Genomic DNA, 19,345 nt, shown 5'->3' with positions numbered 1-19,345 from the left:
CCGGCGGGAACGGCTGCCGCCCCGACGTCCCGGACCCATCCCACGAGGGGCGTGTCTGTCATGGCTGAGCACGATCGCGGCCCGCTGACCCCGGCACAGCGGCGGCTCTGGTTTCTCGACCGGCTCGACCCGGGCGACGCCGCGTACACCATCTCCACCACGGTCCTGCTCCGGGGCGACCTCGACGTCGACCGGCTGATCCGCGCCCTCGACACCGTGATCGCCCGGCACGAGAGCCTGCGGACCCGGTTCGTCGAATCCGGCGGCGTACCGGTGCAGGAGGTACTCGCCGCACGGACGACCCCGGTGTGCCGGGTCGACGTGTCGGGCGAGGAGGAGGCCCGGCGGGCCGTCGAGGAACTGATCGCCCGCCCGTTCGACCTCGCCGAGGGGCACCTGATCCGGGTCGGCCTACTCCGCCTCGACCCGCGTACCCACGTGCTCTGCACCGCCGTGCACCACATCGTCGGCGACGGCTGGTCGATGAACCTGCTCTACCGGCAGGTCGCCGAGGCGTACCGGGGAATCGAGCCCACCCCGCCCGGCCTGCGCTACCTCGACCACGCCCGCGCCCAGCAGACCGTCGACGACGCCGCGCAGGCGTACTGGCGGGCGGCGCTGGCCCGGCCTCCGGTACTCGAACTGCCGCCGGACCGGCCCCGCCCGGCGGTACGCGGCTCGGCGGGGGTCGCGGCGGTCCGCGAGTGCGACGGCGAACTGTGGGTCTCGGTGCAGCGCGCGGCGCGGGAGCTGCGCTGCACCCCGTTCATGCTGCTGATGACGGTCTACCAACTCACCCTGGCCCAGGCCAGCGGGGAGCACGACATCTGCGTCGGCACGCCGGTGGCCGGCCGCGACGACGTGGCGGTGGAGTCGGTCTTCGGCTACTTCACCCGGATGCTGGTGCTGCGCGCCGACCTCTCCGGTGACGTCACCGTCCGCGACCTGGTGCTGCGGACCCGGGCGAACTGCCTGGCCGCCTTCGCCCACCAGGAGATCCCGTTCGAGCAGCTCCTCGCCGACCTGGACCTGCACCGCGACCCGAGCCGCAACCCGCTCTTCCAGGCCACCTTCACCCTGCACTCCACGATGGACGTCTCGGCGACCGGCTTCGAGGGCTTCGAGGGCATCGCGGTCGAGGCGTTCGGGGAGGGATCGCGCCGCACCATCACCGACGTGGCCATGGACGTCTTCGTCAGCTCGACCGCGATCAACGTCCGCCCCGACGACGTCCGGATGGACATCCTGCTCACCTGTAGCGCCGACCTGTTCGACCCGGCCACCGCCGAGGGGCTGGCCGACCGGTTCACCACCGTGCTGCACGCCGTCCTGGCCGACCTGGACACCCCGGTGCGGGCGCTGCCGCTGGTCGACGACGCGGCCCGGGCCGAGCTGTTGCGGATCGGCACCGGGCCGGCCGTCGCCGACCCGCCGCCGCTGCTCACCCGCATCGCCCGGGCGGTCGAGACCGCGCCCGAGGCGGTCGCCCTGGTCAGCGGCGCCGACCAGGTCAGCTACCGGGAGCTGTGGGCGCGCGCCGGTGAGCTGGCCGATGCGCTGCGCGCCGCCGGAGTCGAGCCCGGGCAGCTCGTCGGGGTGAGCCTGCCGCGCGGCCCCGACCTGGTCGTCGCCCTGCTGGCGACCTGGCGGGCCGGCGCCGGCTACGTCCCGGTCGATCCGGGACTGCCGGCCCGGCGCCGCGCCGCGCTGGTCGCGCAGGCCGCCGTCGCCGCCGTGCTCACCGCCGAAGGAGTCGGGCCGGGCTCGACCGCGCCGGCCGCCGCGCCCGACCCCGGCTACGTGCTGTTCACCTCCGGCTCGACGGGTACCCCGAAACCGGTGCTCGTCGGCCGCGCCGCCCTCGACGCCCGCGCCGGGTGGATGGTCGACGCCTACCGGCTGGCCGGCACCGACCGGGTCGTGCAGTTCGCCGAACTCAGCTTCGACACCCACGCCGAGGAGATCTGGCCGACCCTGGCGGCCGGCGCCACCCTGGTGCTGCTGCCCGACGGGCCGCAGTCGCTGCCGGAATTGCTCGCCGCCGACCCGGCGATCACCGTACTCGACCTGCCGACCGCGTACTGGCAGGAACTGCTGGGTCTCGTGCCGGCCTGGCCGGCGGCGCTGCGGCTGCTGATCCTCGGCGGCGAGCAGGTCGACGCGGCCGCGGTCGCCCGCTGGCGGGACCGGCACGGCGACCGGATCCGGCTGATCAACACGTACGGGCCGACCGAGGCGACGATCATCGCCACCGCCGTGGAGCTCGGGGCCGCCGACACCGGTCGCCGGCCGCCGATCGGGCGCCCGATCGGCGGGGTCCGGGCGTACCTGCTCGACGAGGCCGGGCGGCTGGTGCCTCGCGGGGCGGTCGGCGAGCTGTGCCTGGCCGGTACCGGGCTCGCCGACGGCTACCTCGGCCGGCCGGACCTGACCGCCGAGCGGTTCCGCCCCGACCCGTACGGCGGCGGTCGGCTCTACCGGACCGGTGACCGGGCCCGGTGGCGCCGGGACGAGCCGGTACTGGAGTTCCTCGGCCGCCTCGACCGGCAGCTCAAGGTACGCGGCATGCGGATCGAGCCGGGCGAGGTCGAGGCGGTGCTGACCGGGCACCCCGAGGTGGGCCAGGCCGTGGTCACCGCCCTCGGCGACACCCTGGTCGGGTACGTGACCGGCACCGCCGCCGTGGACGAGCTCCGCGCCCACGCCGCCGACCGGCTGCCCGCGCCGCTGGTGCCGAGCGTGGTCGTGCCGCTGGCCGCGCTCCCGTTGACCCCGCACGGCAAGGTCGACACGGCCGCGCTGCCGGTGCCCTCGGTCGGCGACGAGGTCCGGGGTGGGTTCGAGGCGCCACGTACCGACGCGGAGGAACTGGTCGCCGGGATCTTCGCCGAGCTGCTGCCGGTCGACCGGGTGGGCGCGACCGACGACTTCTTCGCGCTCGGCGGACACTCGCTGCTCGCCATCCGGGTGATCGCCCGGCTGCGGGCGGCGGTCAGCCTCGACCTGCCGGTCCGGCTGCTGTTCCAGCACCCCACCGTCGCCGGCTTCGCCCGCGCGGTCGAGGCCGCGCTGATCGCCGAGATCGACCGGCTCACTGAGGACGAGGCGGCGGCGCAGCTCGCCGCCACCCGGACGGGAGGACCTTGATCGACCACACCAGGCGGCATCCGGCGCCGCACCCCGGCCCCGAAGACCGAGCCGGCACGGCCACGGAGGCACGGCAATGACCGCCGTTCCCGACCAGCTCTCCGCCACCAAGCGGTCGCTGCTCGCCGCCCGGCTCAAGCCGGCGGCCGCGCCGACCGAGGTCGTCCCGGCCCGGCCGGCGGGGGCGGCGGTGCCGCTCTCGCTCGCCCAGGAGCGGCTGTGGTTCATGGAGCAGTACGCGCCGGGCACCGCCGCGTACACGGTCCCGGTGGTACTGCGGCTGCGCGGGAGGCTGGACCCGACCGCGCTGCGCGCCGCCCTGGACACGGTTGCGGCGCGGCACGAGAGCCTGCGGATGCGCTTCGACGCCACAGTGGACGGCCAGCCGGTGCTGCACATCGACGACACGGTCTCGATCGGGCTCGACGTCGCCGAGCCGGCCGGTGCCGACCTGGCGGCCCGGGAAGCGTGGGTACGCGACGCCGTCCGGGCCCGGCTGGCCGAGCCGTTCGACCTGGCCCGGGGTCCGCTGCTGCGTGCCGCCCTGTACGCCGTCGGCCCGGATGACCACGTGCTCGCGCTCACCCTGCACCACATCGTCTGCGACGGCTGGTCGGCCGACCTGCTCGTCGGCGAACTACTCACCCTGCTCGCCGCTGCCGGCAACCCCGGGCGGACCGCTCCGGCCGATCCCCTGCCGCCGCTGCGGCGGCAGTACGGCGACTACGCGCTGTGGCAGCGGGAACGGCAGCGGCAACGGCTCGCCGACGGTACCGAGGACCGCGACGTCGCCTACTGGCGGGCCCGGCTGGCCGGGGTACCCCCGCTGGAGCTGCCCACCGACCGGCCGCGACCCGCCGAGCCGACCTTCCGGGGCGCGCCGGTCGGCGTGCGCCTGGACGGTGGGTCGACCGCCGCGCTGCGGCGGCTGGCGCTCGACCACGGCGCCACCCTCTACATGGTGGTGCTCGCCGCCTACGCGGCGGTGCTGGCCCGCTACGCCCGGCAGCACGACTTCGCCATCGGGTCGCCACAGGCGGGGCGCAGCCACGCCGAACTGGAGCCGATGATCGGCATGTTCGTCAACATGCTGATCACCCGGGTCGACGCCGACGGCGACCCGACCTTTCCCGAGCTGGTCACCCGGATCCGGGACACCGTGCTCGACGGGTACGCCCACCAGGAGCTGCCGTTCGAGCGGCTGGTCACCGAGCTGGACGTGCCGCGGGACGTGGGCCGTTCCCCGATTTTCCAGGTCGCGCTATCGATGCGGACCCCGGCGGCGCCCGGCACCGCCGCTGCGCCGTCGCCTCCGCTGCCGGCCGCGTCACCGCCCCCTGCTCCGGCCCCGGACAGCGCGGAGGTGGGGCTGACCGTGGCGCCCTTCGTCGTCGAAGCGGTGGCGACCCGGTTCGACCTGGAGCTGGACCTGGTGGCCGGGGAGACGCTCTCCGGGGCGTTCGTCTACAACCGCGACCTGTTCGGCGCCGAGACCGTCGAACGGATCGCCGACAGCTTCGTCGAGTTCGTGCACGCGGTCGCCCGGGACCCGGACCGGCCGCTCAGCCGGCTGCTCACCCTCAGCGGGCCGGCCCGCGAGCAGGTGTTGGTGGCCTGGAACGACACCGCCGCCGACTTCCCGGGGGACGTGACCCTGCACGAGTTGGTCATGGCGAGGGCCGCCGCCACCCCGGACGCACCGGCGGTCACCTTCGAGGGCACCACTTTCAGCTACCGGGAACTGGCCGCCCGGGCGAACCGGGTCGCGCACCGGCTGCGCGAGCACGGGGCCGGGCCCGGACGGCTCGTCGCGGTCTGCGCGCACCGGAGTCCGGACCTCGTCGTCGCGCTGCTCGGCGTCCTGGTCTCGGGTGCGGCGTACCTGCCACTGGATCCGGATCACCCGGCCGAGCGGCTCGGATTCATGCTCGCCGACGCCGACCCGGTGGCCGTACTGACCGCCGGAACGGCCCGCTCCGGGTTGCCGCCGACCGACCGTCCGGTGCTGGCCCTCGACGACCCGGCCACCTGGGCGACCGCCGCCGCCACCGCCCCCGAACCGCTGGCCGGGCCCGACGACCCCGCCTACGTGATCTACACCTCCGGCTCGACCGGGCAGCCCAAGGGGGTGATCAACGGCCATCGCGGCGTCGTCAACCGGCTGCACTGGATGCAGCGCCGCTACGGCCTGACCGGCACGGAGACCGTGCTGCAGAAGACCCCGGCCGGCTTCGACGTCTCGGTCTGGGAGTTCTTCTGGCCGCTGCTGTCCGGGGCCCGGCTGGTGCTGGCCCGGCCGGACGGGCACCGGGACGCCGGCTACCTGCGCGACCTGATCGTGGCCGAGGGCGTCAGCACCGTGCACTTCGTGCCGTCGATGCTGGCGGTGTTCCTCGCCGAGGAGGGGATCGCGCGGTGCCGCCCGCTGCGGCGGATCATCTGTAGCGGCGAGGAACTCCCGGTCGACCTGGCGCTGCGTACCCTCGCCGCACTGCCCGGCGTCGAACTGCACAACCTGTACGGGCCGACCGAGGCCGCCATCGACGTGACCGCGTACCACTGCACCGCCGAGAAGCTGACCGGCGCCGCCCGGGTGCCGATCGGCGCGCCGATCGACAACATCCGGGTGTACGTGCTGGACGAGCGGGGCGAGCCGCTGCCGGTGGGGGTACCGGGCGAGCTGCACCTGGCCGGGGTGGGACTGGCGCACGGCTACCTCAACCGCCCCGAGCTGACCGCCGAGAAGTTCGGCACCGGCCCGGACGGGGAGCGCCGCTACCGCACCGGCGACCTGGCCCGCTGGCGGCCGGACGGCACCCTCGACTTCCTCGGCCGGATCGACGGGCAGGTGAAGCTGCGCGGCCTGCGGATCGAGCTGGGCGAGATCGAGGTGGCGCTGCGCGCGCAACCCGGGGTACGGGACGCGGCCGTCGTCCTCCGCGAGGAGAGCCCGGGAGACCGGCGGCTGGCCGCGTACCTGGTCGGCACCGCCCCGGTGGATGTCGCCGCGCTCCGGCTCGCCCTCAAGCGGCGGCTGCCCGACTACATGGTGCCGGCGGCCTTCGTCGAACTGCCCGAGCTGCCGCTGAGCCCGAACGGCAAGCTGGACCGGCGCCGGCTGCCGGCCCCGCCCCGGGCCCGCGACGTCGGCGCCGCGTACGTGCCACCGGGCACGGAGACCGAAGTCCTGGTCGCCGGTGTCTGGGCCGAGGTGCTCGACGTGCCGCAGGTCGGCCTCGACGACGACTTCTTCGATCTCGGCGGGCACTCGCTGCTGGCCGTCCAGGTCGTCGCGCGGCTGCGCCGGGCCGCCGGGGCCGGCGTCTCCGTGCTGGACCTGTTCACGCACCGCACCGTACGCGAGCTGGCCCGGCTCGTCGCGGCGCCGCACGGGCAGCGCGGCCCCCGGGACCTGGTGCACGAGTTGACCCGTCCCGGGCCGGCGACGGCTCCGGGTCGCGGCGCGGCGCCAGACCCGCCGAGCCGGAGTCGTCGAAGCGAACGGGTGCGCACCCTGGTCTGCGTGCCGTACGGCGGCGGAAGCGCCGTGGTGTACCAGCCGCTCGCCGACGCGCTGCCGGCCGGGCACCGGCTCTTCTCCGTCGCCATCCCCGGCCACGACATCGGGCTGGACGAGGCCGCGCTGCCCTTCGACGAGCTGGCCGAGCGCTGCACCGTCGAGATCCTGGCGAAGGTCGACGGGCCACTGGCGCTCTACGGCCACTGCGGTGTCGGCTCCGCGCTCACCGTCGAGATCGCCCGCCGGCTGGAGCAGCGCGGGCGGGAACTCGACGCCGTCTACATCGGAGCGATCTTCCCGTTCGCCCGGCCGCGAAGCCGGGTCTGGACGGCACTGTCCCGGCTGACCCGGATGGAGGCGATCCGCTCCGACAAGGCGTACGCCAACTGGCTGACCTCGATGGGCGTCGACATGAGCGACATCGAGCCGGGCCAGGCCCGCCAGATCATCCGGAACATGCGCCGGGACTCCGACAGCGCCGAGGCGTACTTCACGAAACTGATGCACACCGGCACCGGACGGCTGCGCGCACCCGTCGTCACCGTGGCCGGCGAGCGGGACCCGGCGACCGAGTTCTACGCCGAGCGGTTCACCGAGTGGCACTTCCTCACCGACCGTACCGCCGTCGTCGTACTCGACGAGGCCGGACACTTCTTCCTCCGGTGGCGGGCCGAGGAGCTGGCCGAGATCGTCACCACCGTCGACCGCGCCGTGGTGTCGGAGCGGACCGAGCCGCTGACCCGGCCCGCGCGCGGCACGGAGCCGACCTGGTGGCTGCACGGCACCTCCCGGTCGGCCAGCCGGGTCGTCACCTCCGGGCCGCAGCCCAGCATGGGCCGCTTCCTGGTCGTCGCGCTCGCCCAGCTCGTCTCCATCCTCGGGTCGACCCTCACCGACGTGGCGCTGCCGCTCTGGGTGCTCAAGGAGACCGGGTCGCTGCTGAACTTCGCGCTGCTCGCCGTCGCCGGGCTCGTCCCCGGCCTGCTGGTGCTGCCGGTGGCCGGAGCGATCGTCGACCGGTACAGCAGACGCGCGGTGATCCTCTGCGGCGACGTCGGCGCGGGCGGCACCCAACTCCTGCTCGGCATCCTGCTCTGGACCGGGTCGCTCCAGGTGTGGCACATCTATCCGCTGATCGCGCTGCTGTCGGTGTCGCTCACCTTCCAGCGCCTCGCCTACAACTCGGCCATCCCGCAGTTGGTGCCGAAGCAGTACCTCGGGCACGCCAACGGCGTCGTACAGATGGTCACCGGCGTCGCCACCATCATGATGCCGCTGCTGTCGGTGGCGCTGCTCGCCGTGATCGACCTCGGCGGCATCCTCGTCATCGACGTGCTCAGCTACGCCGCCGCGATCGTCATCGTGCTGCTGGTGCGGTTTCCCCGGACGCTGGGCTGGCGGCGGCGGGAGAGCCTGACCGCCGAGATCCGCGAGGGTCTGCGCTTCTCCTGGGGACACCGGGGCTTCCGGTCGCTGCTGCTGTTCTTCATGAGCCTCAACGTGTTCCTGTCGCCGCTGTTCATCATGCTGACCCCGCTGGTGCTGGCGTTCGCCGGCATCGACCAGGTCGCCCAGGTCTCGGTCGCGGGCGGTGTCGGGGCGTTCCTCGGCGGCCTGGCGATGAGCATCTGGGGCGGGCCACGGCACCGGCGGCTGTTCACCGTGCTCTGCTGCACGCTGGTGCTGGCCGGCTTCTGCCTCGTCATCGGCCTGCGGCCGACGCTGTGGGTGATCGCGATCGGCTCGTTCGGCATCTCGATGTGGCTCGTCCTGCTCAACGGCGTCTACACCACGATCGTGCAGGTCAAGGTGCCGCAGCGATTCCACGGCCGGGTGTTCGCGATCAACACCGTCATCGCCTGGTCCACCCTGCCCCTCGGCTGGACCCTGGTCGGCCCGGTCGGCTCCCGCCTCCTCGAACCGTTGATGGCCCCGGCCGGGCCGCTCGCCGGCACGGTCGGCCGGGTCATCGGGGTCGGGCAGGGCCGTGGCATCGGCCTGCTCTACCTACTGCTCGCGGTCGCCATCGCGGCCGTGGCACTGGTGGCGATGCGGCTGCCCCGGATCGCCCGCTTCGACGACGAGGTCCCGGACGCCCAGCCGGACGACCAGGTCGGGGTGGAGGCGCTGCGCCGCCGCGCCGCGCCGGCCCAGTCCGCCGCCCCGCAGGCCGGCCCGGAGCGGCCGGCCACGGACCGGGTGGCGGCCCGATGAGCGCCCCTGCGCCCGGAGCCGCCGCCGCTGCCGGGGACGACGCCGCTACCGCTGGCGGTGGCCACGCGGTCGCCGGCCGCCGGCCGGGCAGGGCCGGCCGGGTCGCGCTGACCGTGCCGCAGATGCTCGCCGCCCGCGCCGGCACCGAACCGTCGCACGTCGCCGTCAGCCAGGGTGCGGGCACGCTCGACCTCGGCACCTGGCAGGCCCGGACCCAGGCGATCGCCGCCGGGCTGGAGGCGGCGGGCGTACGCCCCGGCGACCGGGTCGGGCTGCTGTACGGTGCCCAGGACTGGATCGGGTACGCCTGCTCGTACACCGGAGTGCTCGCCGCCGGTGCGGTCGCGGTGCCGCTCTCCACCCGCAGCGCCCCGGCGGAACTGGCGTACATGCTGCGGCACAGCGGCGCGACGGCCGTACTGCACGGACCGGCCGCGAAGCTGCCCGACGTGCCGGTCCGATTCCGCTGGGGTCCCGAGGACGTCGCGGACCTGCCCGAGGCAACGCCGACGGCCGGACCCCGGCCCGGTGACCCGGCGCAGATCCTCTACACCTCCGGCACGACCGGCCGGCCCAAGGGCGTCACCGCGACACACGCCAACCTGACCCACGGCTGCCGGCTCAACCCGCCGATGCGGGCACTGGCGCACTCCCGGCAGTTCCTGCACGCCTTCCCGATCGGCACGAACGCCGGGCAGACCATGCTGTTCAACGCGCTCGACGCGCACGCCGGGATGCTGGTCACGGCCCGGTTCGGCCCCGACCACTTCGCCCGGCTGATCGAGCGGAACGGTGTGGGCAGCGTCTTCGTGGTGCCGGCGATGGCGATCGAACTGCTCCGCTCGGGGGCGCTGGACCGGCACGACCTGACCAGCGTGGTGCTGCTCGGCTCGACCGCCGCCGTCCTGCCGCCCGCCGTGGCGACCGGGCTCGCGGCCGCGCTGCCGGGCGCCACGATCGTCAACTACTACACCTCGACGGAGGCGGCGCCGACGCAGACCAGCGTGGTCTTCGAGCCGGACCGGCCGGCCGCGCTGGGCAGGGTCGTCGCCGGTGGCGCGCTGCGGGTCTGCGACGACGCCGGACGGCCGTGTCCGGCCGGGGTGACCGGCGAGGTGTGGCTGCGCTGCGCGGGTACCGCCCGGTCCTATCACGACGATCCGGCGGCCACCCGGCAGGTGTTCCGGGACGGCTGGACCCGGATGGGCGACATCGGGTACCTCGACGCCGACGGCTACCTGTACCTGGTCGACCGGGAGAGCGATGTGATCAAAAGCGGGGCGGACAAGGTCTCCACGGTGGCTGTCGAGGCGGCCCTGCACGAGCACCCCGAGATCGTCGAGGCCGCCGTGTTCGGCCTGCCCGATCCGGTACTCGGCACGGCACCCGTCGCCGCGCTGGTGGCCACCCGCACGCTGCGGCTCGCCGAGGTACGCGGCTTCCTCGCCGGCCGGCTCGCCGGCCACGAGCAGCCCAGCCGGATCGTCCACGTCGACGCACTGCCCCGCAACGCGGGCGGCAAGGTCGTCAAACACCGCCTGCGGGCGCTCTTCGAGCAGCCCGACCGGACCGACGGCACCGGGAACGCCCGGGGTGCGGACGGTCCCGGCACACCGGTTGGCGCCAGACCCGACTCGGGCGCATCCGTGCACCCGCCTACCGGACGCAGCATGAGAGGACACGGCGAACCATGACGCAGGCAGTGCACCTCGTTCCACCCGAGCCGCCCGGCGCCCGCGCCCCGACCGTCACCGCCGGAGCCGACGGGCCGCACCGGGAGGTGGTCGCGGGATCGCCGGCCGGCGTCCCGTTGACCCTCGCCCAGCAGGGCGTCTGGTTCACCGAGCGGGCCGGCGGCGCCTCGACGGCGTACCTGCTGGCGGTGGCGCTGACCGTGCCGGAGCCGGTGGAGCCGGCGGTGCTGGACCAGGCGTGGACCGTGGTGACCGCCCGGCACCCGCTGCTCGCCACGAGCGTGCGCGAGGCCGACGGGGAACCGCTGCTGGCGCCCACCGACCCGATGCCGGTCACGTACCGGGCGGTCGGTCCGGCGGCACTCGGGCCCGCCGTCGCCGCCGAACTCACCGCCGGCTTCGACCTCACCGCCGGCCCGCTCGCCCGCTGCGTGGCGTTGCGGGTCGACGACGGCCGCACGGTCGTGCTGGTCGTCGCGCACCACCTGGTGCTCGACGGCGGCGGCAAGGACGTCCTCGCCGCCGACCTGGCCGGGGCGGTCGCCGGCCGGGCCCTCGGCGCCGGATCACTGGACCCTTTGCAACCTGGACCGCGCGGCGCTGACGCACCGCCTCCGGCCCTGCGGTCCGGCGGACCGCAACGGGAGGTGGAAAACGGTTCACTCGCCCGGCTGAGCGCCGCCGTGCGGGCCCAGACCGACCGGATCGCCGAGGCGCTCCCGGCAGCCCGCGACTTCTGGTCCGCGCGCCCGGCACCGGCCGGCGAGGTGGTCCTGCCCGGACTGACCGGTACGCCGACCGCCGCCGAGCCCGCCACGCACCTCGACCTCGACTGGGGTGCGGAGCTGGACGCCGCGCTGACCGCCGGGGCGGCGGCGCTCGGGGCGACCCGGTTCGAGGTGCTGCTCGCGGCCGTGCACGCGGTACTCGCCCGCTACGGCAACGGCATCGCCTCGGTCGCCATCGACCTCTCCACCCGGTCCCCGGAGACCGCCCACGAACTCGGGATGTGGGTCAACGAGCTGCCCGTCACCGTCGGCGTCGACCTGGAGACCTCCTTCGCCGAGCTGGTACGCGCGGTGCGGGCCGAGGCCCGAGCCGTCTACCGCCACCGCGAGGTACCGCTCGGGCGTGCCCTGCCCGGCCTGCCGCCCCGGCCCGCCATGGCGCCGGTCTCGGTCAGCTACCGACGGCCGGCGGAAGGCTCGTCCAATGTGGATCTGCTGCTCGCCCCGGCGACGGTACGCAGCGCCCTGCACCTGCATCTGGTCGACGCCCCGGCCGGGCTGGCCGGGCGGATGCACGTACCGGCCCGGCTGCTGCCGGTCGCCGACGCCGAGCGGATCGCCGGACACCTGCGTACCCTGCTCGCCGCGGCGCTGCACGAGCCCGACCGGCCGGTCGGCGACCTGGACCTGCTCGTCCCGGCGGAGCTGGCGCTGCTCGACCGGCTGAACGCCACCGCGCGGCCCCGCCCCGTCGGCACCGTGCTGGACCTGGTCCGGGCGGCCGCCCAGGCCGACCCGGACGCGGTCGCGGTCTGCGGCGACGACGGCACGCTGACCTACCGGGAGCTGGTCGCCGCCGCGCACCGGATCGGCCACCGGCTGCGCCGGCATGGCGTCGCCTCCGGCGACCTGGTGGGGCTCTGCGCCCGCCGGGGTGTCGAACTCGTCGCCGGTGTGCTGGGCATCCTCGCCGCCGGGGCGGCCTACCTGCCGCTGGATCCGAGCTATCCGGTAAACCGGCTGGAGTTCCTCGCCACCGATGCGGGAGCGAAGCTGGTCCTCGGCCACGTCGAGGCCACCGCCGCGCTCGGCGGGCTGCCAATCGAACTGCTGCCGCTCGACGGGCTGGCCGAGTTCGCCGGCGAGCTCGGAACAGCACCCACCGCCACCGACCCGGACGGGCTCGCCTACGTCATCTACACCTCCGGTTCGACCGGACGCCCCAAGGGCGTCGAGATCGGCCACCGGGCACTGCTCAACCTCGTCTCCGCGATGACCGAACTGCTCGGCGCCGACCCCGCCGACCGCTGGCTCCAGCAGACCACCGTCTCCTTCGACATCAGCGCGCTCGAACTCTTCGCGCCGCTGTGCACCGGTGGCCGGGTCGTGGTCGCCGCCGACGCGACCGTCCGGGAGGGCACCGCGCTGGGCCGGCTCATCCGGGACGCCGGGATCACCCACGTGCAGGCCACCCCGTCGAGCTGGCACCTGCTGCTCGACGCCGGCTGGGCCGGCGCCCCGGTCACCGCCCTCAGCGGCGGGGAAGCCCTTCCGCTCCCGGTCGCCCGGCGGCTGCGCCCGCTCGTCGACCGCCTGGTCAACGTCTACGGCCCGACGGAGACCACCATCTGGTCCACCGCCGCCGAGATACCGGCCGACCCGTCCCGGGTCACCATCGGCGGCCCGCTCGCCAACACCACGCTGCACGTCCTGGATGCCCGGCTGCGTCCGGTGCCGGTCGGGGTGCCCGGCGAGCTGTGCATCGGCGGTGCCGGGCTGGCCCGGGCCTATCGGGGGCGGCCGGAACTCACCGCCGAGCGGTTCGTGCCGGACGGGACCGGCCGGCGGTGTTACCGCACCGGTGACCGGGTGCGGCTCGGTCCGGACGGGGCGGTGGAGTTCCTCGGCCGGGCCGACAACCAGATCAAGCTACGCGGGTACCGGATCGAACTGGGCGAGATCGAGCAGGCGTTGCTCGGCGCGCCCGCTGTCGCCCAGGCCGCGGTGGCGGTCCGGGACGGGGAGCTGGTGGCCTATCTGGTCGGCGCGGGCGATCTCGCGCCGATCCGGGCGCACCTCGCCGGTACGCTGCCCCGCTACATGATCCCCAGGGACTTCGTCCGGTTGGACCGGTTGCCCCGGACGCCGGCAGGCAAGCTCGACCGCGCCGCCCTGCCGGCCCCGGCGCGCACCGAGCTCCCGTCGCCGGCCGCCGGAAGCGAGACTGCCGGCGTGCCGGACACCGGGGCGCTGACCCGGACCGTGGCCGGCATCTGGCGGGAGGTGCTGCGGATCGACGAGGTCGGCCCGGGCGACAGTCTCTTCGACCTGGGCGGCCACTCGTTGACGATCATGCAGATCACCGCCCGGATCCGGCGGGCTCTCGGTGTCGAGGTGCCGTTCGACGTCTTCTTCGACACCCCGACCATCGACGGGGTGGTCGGCTGCATCGAGGAGTTGCGACAGGAGGAGCAGGAGTTGCGACCGGAGGAGTCCGCGTGACCGTCCCCGACCTCCACCACGACCTCGCCACCCTGGTCGTCGAGGCCAGCGACGGCCAGATCAGCGCGGCGGACGCGCTGGCCGAACCCGAGTCGCTCGGGCTGCTCGGCCTCACCTCGATCGGGTACGTGCGGCTGATCCAGGCCGTCGAGCACCGGTACGGCGTGGTGGTGGAGCCGGACGACGACATCTCGGCGCTGGACACCGTACCCGCGCTGGCGGACTATCTCCGCGAACGGGGAATCTGACGGCGGGCCCGGGCCGGGCCACCGTGGACCCGGCCCGGGCGGTCACCGCCGGAGGCGCAGGTCCAGCCAGACCAGCCGGTGGTCGGAGCTGGGGAACGGGAACGTCCCGGTCAGCCGCGACAGTGGATCGCCCGCCGTCGGCCAGAACACGCCCCCGCCGCGCACGTCCAGCCCCCGCGACGGCAGTACGTAGTCGGCGCGCAGGTTGCCCGGCCCCGGCACGTCGGCGAAGTCGGCCGTGTCGTGCACCGGGTCGCTGCGGTGCGCGGTGTTGGCACCGCCCTGCACGGCGCCGGCCTCGGCCGCGCCCGCGCTCGACGGCACGAACCGGTCGTCGATCGCCCGGTGGTCCAGCAGTTGCTGCGCCGCGCCGGGAATGCTGTCCCCGTCGTAGGGGTCGGAGTTCAGGTCCCCGGCGATCACGAACTCCGCGCCGGGCCGCAGCCCGCCGCGCCGGCCCCGGTCGTCGTAGATGTAGCGGCCGCCGCCCGGCCGCACGTAGTCGGCCCAGAACCGGATCTCGTCGAAGTTGCGCCGCCCGTTGCGGTCCTCCGCACCGTCGAAGACCGGCGGCGTGGGGTGGCTGACCAGGAAGTGCACCGTACGGCGTCCGAGCTGGACCGGCAGGTCCCAGTGACTCTTCGAGGAGAGTCGAACCGCCGCCAACTCCTGCGGCGAGTACCAGTCGGCCGGTGCGGCGGTGGCCGGGTCGTCGGGCAGCAGCGCGCCGGGCATGTCCTTCCAGCGGAACGTCTGGAAGGTACGGGCCTGCCGGACGTCGATCGGGTAGCGGGAGTAGACCACCATGCCGTACTGCCCGGGGAAGGCGCCGAACCCGAGTGCGTCGTCGCCGTACCCGGCCGCGCCCGGCTCGTCGGCCACCACGCCGTCGTTGTTCAGGTCGAACCCGGAGGCGATGCCGGTGTTGCTCGGCGCGATGAACCGGTACGGATATCCGACCGGGCGGGCACCGTTCTGGCCGACCGACAGGTAGTTCTGCTGGAACAGCCGGGCGGCCACCGGGTCGACGTCGAACTCGTTGATCAGCAACACGTCCGGCCGGGTACGCTGCACGATCTCGGCGATCGTCCGGGCCTGGGCGTTGCCGGGGGTGGAGAGGTCGGACCGCAGCGCCCCCTCGGCGCCCCGGTTGAGGGATGCGTTGAAGGTGGCGAACCGCACCGCGCCGCCGTGCGCCACGGCCGGCGACGCGACGGCGGGCAGGCCGGCGACGGTGACCGCGACGGCGAGCAGGCCGGCGCGGACCGCCAGCCGGCCGGATCGGCTGGAACTCAGGGACATGCTTCCTCCACAGGGTTGTTGATGTCCGTCCGCGTGTCTATCGCCGGGCACCGACCGTCCGGTGGCGAGGACGTGAATATCAGACGTCCCGCCCGGGTCCGCGTTGTCGAATGTGGCATCCGGGTCGTCGAATGTGGCACTCGGGCCGGCCGGCTCCTGCGCGAGGATCGATGTCGAGGTCGGGTACCCCCGCACCGTCCAGCCGTACCGGAAGCGAATCCGTCGGAAAGGGGCACGATCAGCATGCTCACCCACGTGGTCGTCATCGGGGCCGGAGTTTACGGCGCGGCGGTCGCCGCCGGGCTGACCCGGCGGGGCGCCCGGGTCACTGTCGTCGACGCCGGAGCACCGGCCGGCGGCACCTCCGGCGCGACGTTCTCCTGGACCAACTCCTGCGGCAAGCAGCCCCGGGCCTACCACGATCTCAGTGTCGCGAGTATGGCGGCGCACCGCCGGCTGGCCGCCGAGGCGCCCCAGGGCGACTGGTACCACGAGGGCGGCAACCTGGAGTGGGCCGAGGGCGAGGCCGCACGCGCGGGGCTGCGCGCGAAGGTCGCGGGCGTGCTCGACTACGGGTACGAGGCACGGTGGCTCGACCGCGCCGACGTGCTTCGCCTCGAACCGGAGATGGCCCCGGCCGAGTTGCCACCGGACGGCGTCGCCTACTTCCCGCGCGAGGGCTGGATCGACCCGGCCGGGCTGATCGGATACCTGCTGGCGACCGCGGTCTCCGGCGGTGCCGAGGTCGTCCGCGACGACGCGGTCACCGGCCTGGAGGTCACCGCCGCCGAGGTACGCGCGGTCCGGCTCGCCTCGGGGCGGCGGCTCCCCGTGGCCGCCGTGGTGAACTGCGCGGGACCGCAGGCCGCCCAGGTCGCCGCACTCGCCGGGCTGGTGCTGCCGATGCGCAACACCCGGGGCGTACTCGTCTACACCTCGCCGGTCACCGTCGCGGTGTCCCGGGTCGTGCACGCCCCGCGTGTGCACCTGCGCCCGGACGGGGACGGACGGCTGCTGCTGCACAGCCCCGAGATCGACGGTGCGGCCCACCCGGCGGCCGGCGGCGGCTACCGGGTGGACCAGTCGGCGGTCGACCGGGTGGTCGAGGCGGCGGTCGCGCTCTACCCGGGGATCCGGGCCGCGACCGTGCGCGGCGTACGCGTCGGCGAGCGGCCCATCCCCGGCGACGGCCTACCCGTGCTGGGCCGGGCCGCCGAGCTGCCCAACTTCCACTTCGCCGTCTCGCACAGCGGCGCGACCCTGAGCGTGCACGCCGGTGACCTGGTCGCGGCCGAGGTACTCGGCGAGGACCGCAGCGCCGAACTGGCACCGTTCCGGTTCGACCGGTACCGGAGCTGAGCCGCCGGTCCGCGCACCGGTCCCGGTCGGCGCGCCGTTCAGCGCTGGATGGCCTTGATCTCCAGAAACTCCTCCAGGCCCGCCCGGCCGAACTCGCGGCCGTTCCCGGACTGCTTGTAGCCGCCGAACGGGGCGAGCGGGTTCCAGTGGCCGCCGTTGACGTCGACCTGGCCGGCGCGCAGCCGCCGGGCCACCGCGAGGGCGTGCTCGGGCTCGCCGAAGACCCCGCTGGTGAGGCCGTACATGGTGCCGTTGGCGATCGCGACGGCCTCGTCCTCGTCCGCGTACGGGATGATCGTCAGGACCGGGCCGAAGATCTCCTCCTGGGCGATCACCGACTGCGGGTCGACGTCGGCGAAGATCGTCGGTCGGAGGTAGGCCCCCTTCTCCAGCCCCTCCGGCCGGCCGGGACCGCCGAAGACCAGCGTCGCGCCGTCGGCGATGCCCCGCTCGATGTAGCCGTGCACCTTCTCCCGGTGCGCCTCGGAGGCCATCGGGCCGATCCGGGTCGCCTCGTCGGTCGGCTCGCCCACGACGTACTCCCGGGCGGCGGCGACCGCCAGCGCGACGACCTCGTCCTGCCGCGATGCCGGCACCAGCATCCGGGGCCAGGCGCCGCAGACCTGGCCGCCGTTGGCGAACGCCATCGTCACCCCGGTCCGTACCGCCGCGGGCAGGTCGGCGTCGTCGAGGATCACGTTCGCGCCCTTGCCGCCGAGTTCCAGCGCGACCCGCTTGACGGTTCCGGCGGCGACGGCGGAGATCCGCCGGCCGGCCCGGGTGGAGCCGGTGAACGAGATCATGTCGATGTCCGGGTGGGCGGAGATCGCCTCCCCGACGACCGGTCCGGTGCCGTAGACGACGTTGAAGACCCCGGCCGGCAGGCCCGCCTCGGCGGTCACCTCGGCGAGGATCCGCGCGGTCAGCGGCGCGATCTCGGAGGGCTTGAACACCATCGTGTTCCCGGCGACCAGGGCCGGTGCCAGCTTCGACACGATCTGCTGCAGCGGGAAGTTCCACGGGGTGATCGCGCCGACCACGCCGATCGGCTCGCGTACCACCAGCGAGTTCCCGACCTCCTCGGTCCAGGCGACGTCGGCGGCCAGGGTGGCGAAGGACTCCGCGACGGCGACCGGGAAGCCCACCTGGGCAGTCCGGGACATGCCGATCGGTGAGCCCATCTCGGCGGTGATCGCGGTGGCGATCTCCTCGGCACGGGTCCGCAGGCCCGCGCCGATCCGCCGTACGACGGCGGCCCGCTCGGCGGGCGCGGTGGCGGCCCAGCCGGGGAAGGCGGCCCGGGCGGCGGCAACCGCCCGGTCCAGGTCGGCGGCGGTACCGGCGGGTACCTCGGCGACGATTTCGCCGTTCGCCGGGTTCACCACGCTGATGGTTGCCGGCGATCCGGCCGGGTGCCACCCGCCGTTGATCCAGTGGCCGGTCGCGGTCTGTGTTGGTCCAGTCATGGATCCGAGTCTTGGCCGGTCGGGCGGGCGTAACCAGGTACAGCCGATCCGTGGACACCCGTCACCTGGTTGGCCGCTCGCCCCGGTGCGACGATCGGCACCACCCGGAATTCCCGGCGGTCCCGAGATTGTTGCCGAAGTCGTGTCGGTCGCGGACCGGCGGGTGTTCGCGAGCGGTCCTCGGTGCCGGTGCTCGCGAACAGGGTCGACGGGTGTTCGCGAACGGGTCGACAACCGACCGGACCGGCCGGAAGAGGAGGAGACGCCATGGACCGGGACCGGCTCGCCGAGTTCCTCCGGAGTCGGCGCGAGGCGCTGCAACCGGAGGACGTCGGGCTGCCCCGGGGGCAGCGGCGGCGTACCGGCGGGCTGCGCCGCGAGGAGGTCGCCGCGCTCAGCGACATGTCGACCGACTACTACAGCCGGATCGAGCAGCAGCGCGGCCCGCGCCCCTCCGAGCAGATGCTCGCCGCGATCGCCCGCGGCCTGCGGCTCTCCCTGGAGGAACGGGACCACCTGTTCCGGCTGGGCGGATATCCGACGCCGCGCCGGGTACGGCGCGCCGACCACATCAACCCGGGCATGATGCGCATCTTCGACGGGCTCGGGGACGCCGCCGCCCAGGTCGTCAGCGACCTCGGCGAGACGTTGCGGCAGACCCGGCTCGCCACCGCCCTGCTCGGCGACGAGACCCGGCACACCGGGCTGGCCCGCAGCCTGCACTACCGCTGGTTCACCGACCCGGACACCCGGCGCGTCCACCCCGAGGAGGACCATCCCGGGCACAGCCGGCTGCTCACCGCCGACCTGCACCGGGCGTACACCCGGGCCGGGCGGGACTCCCGGGCCGGTGAGATCGTCGACGTGCTCCTCGCCCGGAGCCCGGAGTTCGCCGAACTGTGGCAGGAACACCCGGTCACCGGCCCGTACTGCGCCCCGAAGCGGATCCGGCACCCTCGGCTCGGGCTGCTCGAACTGCACTGCCAGGTCCTGCTCGACCCGGACCAGTCCCAGTCGCTGCTGGTCTTCACCGCCACCCCCGGCACCGAGAGCGCCGAGAAGTTGCGACTCCTCTCGGTCGTCGCCGGCCAGGAGTTCTGAGGCACCCAGCGGGTCGGTGCACCCCGGGCGGCGGCCGGCGGCGAACGCGTGGAACCTGCGCCGG

At 74.4% G+C, this 19,345-nt stretch carries 9 protein-coding genes; 7 read left to right on the top strand and 2 right to left on the bottom strand.

The genetic code is table 11. From position 1 onward, the window contains the following. Positions 1–60 precede the first annotated feature (60 nt). From AAH979_RS29250 to AAH979_RS29230, 5 genes are all read left to right on the top strand, one after another. The gene (locus tag AAH979_RS29250; protein ID WP_346261348.1) at positions 61–3,147 is read left to right on the top strand and encodes a condensation domain-containing protein; all 3,087 of its coding nucleotides are present in this window, start codon (positions 61–63) and stop codon (positions 3,145–3,147) included. Positions 3,148–3,223: 76 nt separating this feature from the next. Further along, positions 3,224–8,881, top strand: a complete 5,658-nt coding sequence (locus tag AAH979_RS29245) for an amino acid adenylation domain-containing protein (protein ID WP_346261347.1) — start codon at positions 3,224–3,226, stop codon at positions 8,879–8,881. Further along, positions 8,878–10,575: a class I adenylate-forming enzyme family protein gene (locus tag AAH979_RS29240; protein WP_346261346.1), complete on the top strand. Its 1,698-nt coding sequence runs from the start codon at positions 8,878–8,880 to the stop codon at positions 10,573–10,575. Before AAH979_RS29245 ends, AAH979_RS29240 begins: the two co-directional genes overlap by 4 nt. Further along, positions 10,572–13,805 (top strand): amino acid adenylation domain-containing protein, encoded by a 3,234-nt coding sequence (locus AAH979_RS29235; RefSeq protein WP_346261345.1) that lies wholly within the window; start codon positions 10,572–10,574, stop codon positions 13,803–13,805. The genes AAH979_RS29240 and AAH979_RS29235 overlap by 4 nt, the downstream gene beginning before the upstream one ends. Continuing rightward, positions 13,802–14,053, top strand: coding sequence for an acyl carrier protein (locus AAH979_RS29230; RefSeq protein WP_346261344.1), 252 nt, complete (start codon positions 13,802–13,804; stop codon positions 14,051–14,053). The genes AAH979_RS29235 and AAH979_RS29230 overlap by 4 nt, the downstream gene beginning before the upstream one ends. 42 nt (positions 14,054–14,095) lie before the next feature. Here the strand turns inward: AAH979_RS29230 and AAH979_RS29225 are convergent, their stop codons facing one another. Then, positions 14,096–15,355, bottom strand: coding sequence for an endonuclease/exonuclease/phosphatase family protein (locus AAH979_RS29225; RefSeq protein WP_346261343.1), 1,260 nt, complete (start codon positions 15,353–15,355; stop codon positions 14,096–14,098). Between the two features lie 243 nt (positions 15,356–15,598). Here AAH979_RS29225 and AAH979_RS29220 point away from each other — a divergent pair, with 243 nt between their 5' ends. After that, the gene (locus tag AAH979_RS29220; protein WP_346261342.1) at positions 15,599–16,714 is read left to right on the top strand and encodes an FAD-dependent oxidoreductase; all 1,116 of its coding nucleotides are present in this window, start codon (positions 15,599–15,601) and stop codon (positions 16,712–16,714) included. A gap of 38 nt (positions 16,715–16,752) precedes the next feature. On the opposite strand, the gene AAH979_RS29215 is transcribed toward AAH979_RS29220, so the two are convergent. Beyond that, positions 16,753–18,180 carry an aldehyde dehydrogenase family protein gene (locus AAH979_RS29215; protein ID WP_346261341.1) on the bottom strand — a complete coding sequence of 476 codons (1,428 nt, stop codon included), beginning with the start codon at positions 18,178–18,180 and terminating at the stop codon, positions 16,753–16,755. A 267-nt stretch (positions 18,181–18,447) separates the two neighbouring features. Between AAH979_RS29215 and AAH979_RS29210 the strand changes: the two genes are divergently transcribed. Further along, positions 18,448–19,281, top strand: a complete 834-nt coding sequence (locus AAH979_RS29210; protein WP_346261340.1) for a helix-turn-helix transcriptional regulator — start codon at positions 18,448–18,450, stop codon at positions 19,279–19,281. The last annotated feature ends 64 nt before the right edge of the window (positions 19,282–19,345 follow it).

It is taken from the genome of Plantactinospora sp. ZYX-F-223 (assembly GCF_039649625.1).
In the GTDB taxonomy this organism is placed as follows: domain Bacteria; phylum Actinomycetota; class Actinomycetes; order Mycobacteriales; family Micromonosporaceae; genus Plantactinospora.
This window is presented reverse-complemented; position numbering and strand designations above follow the sequence as displayed.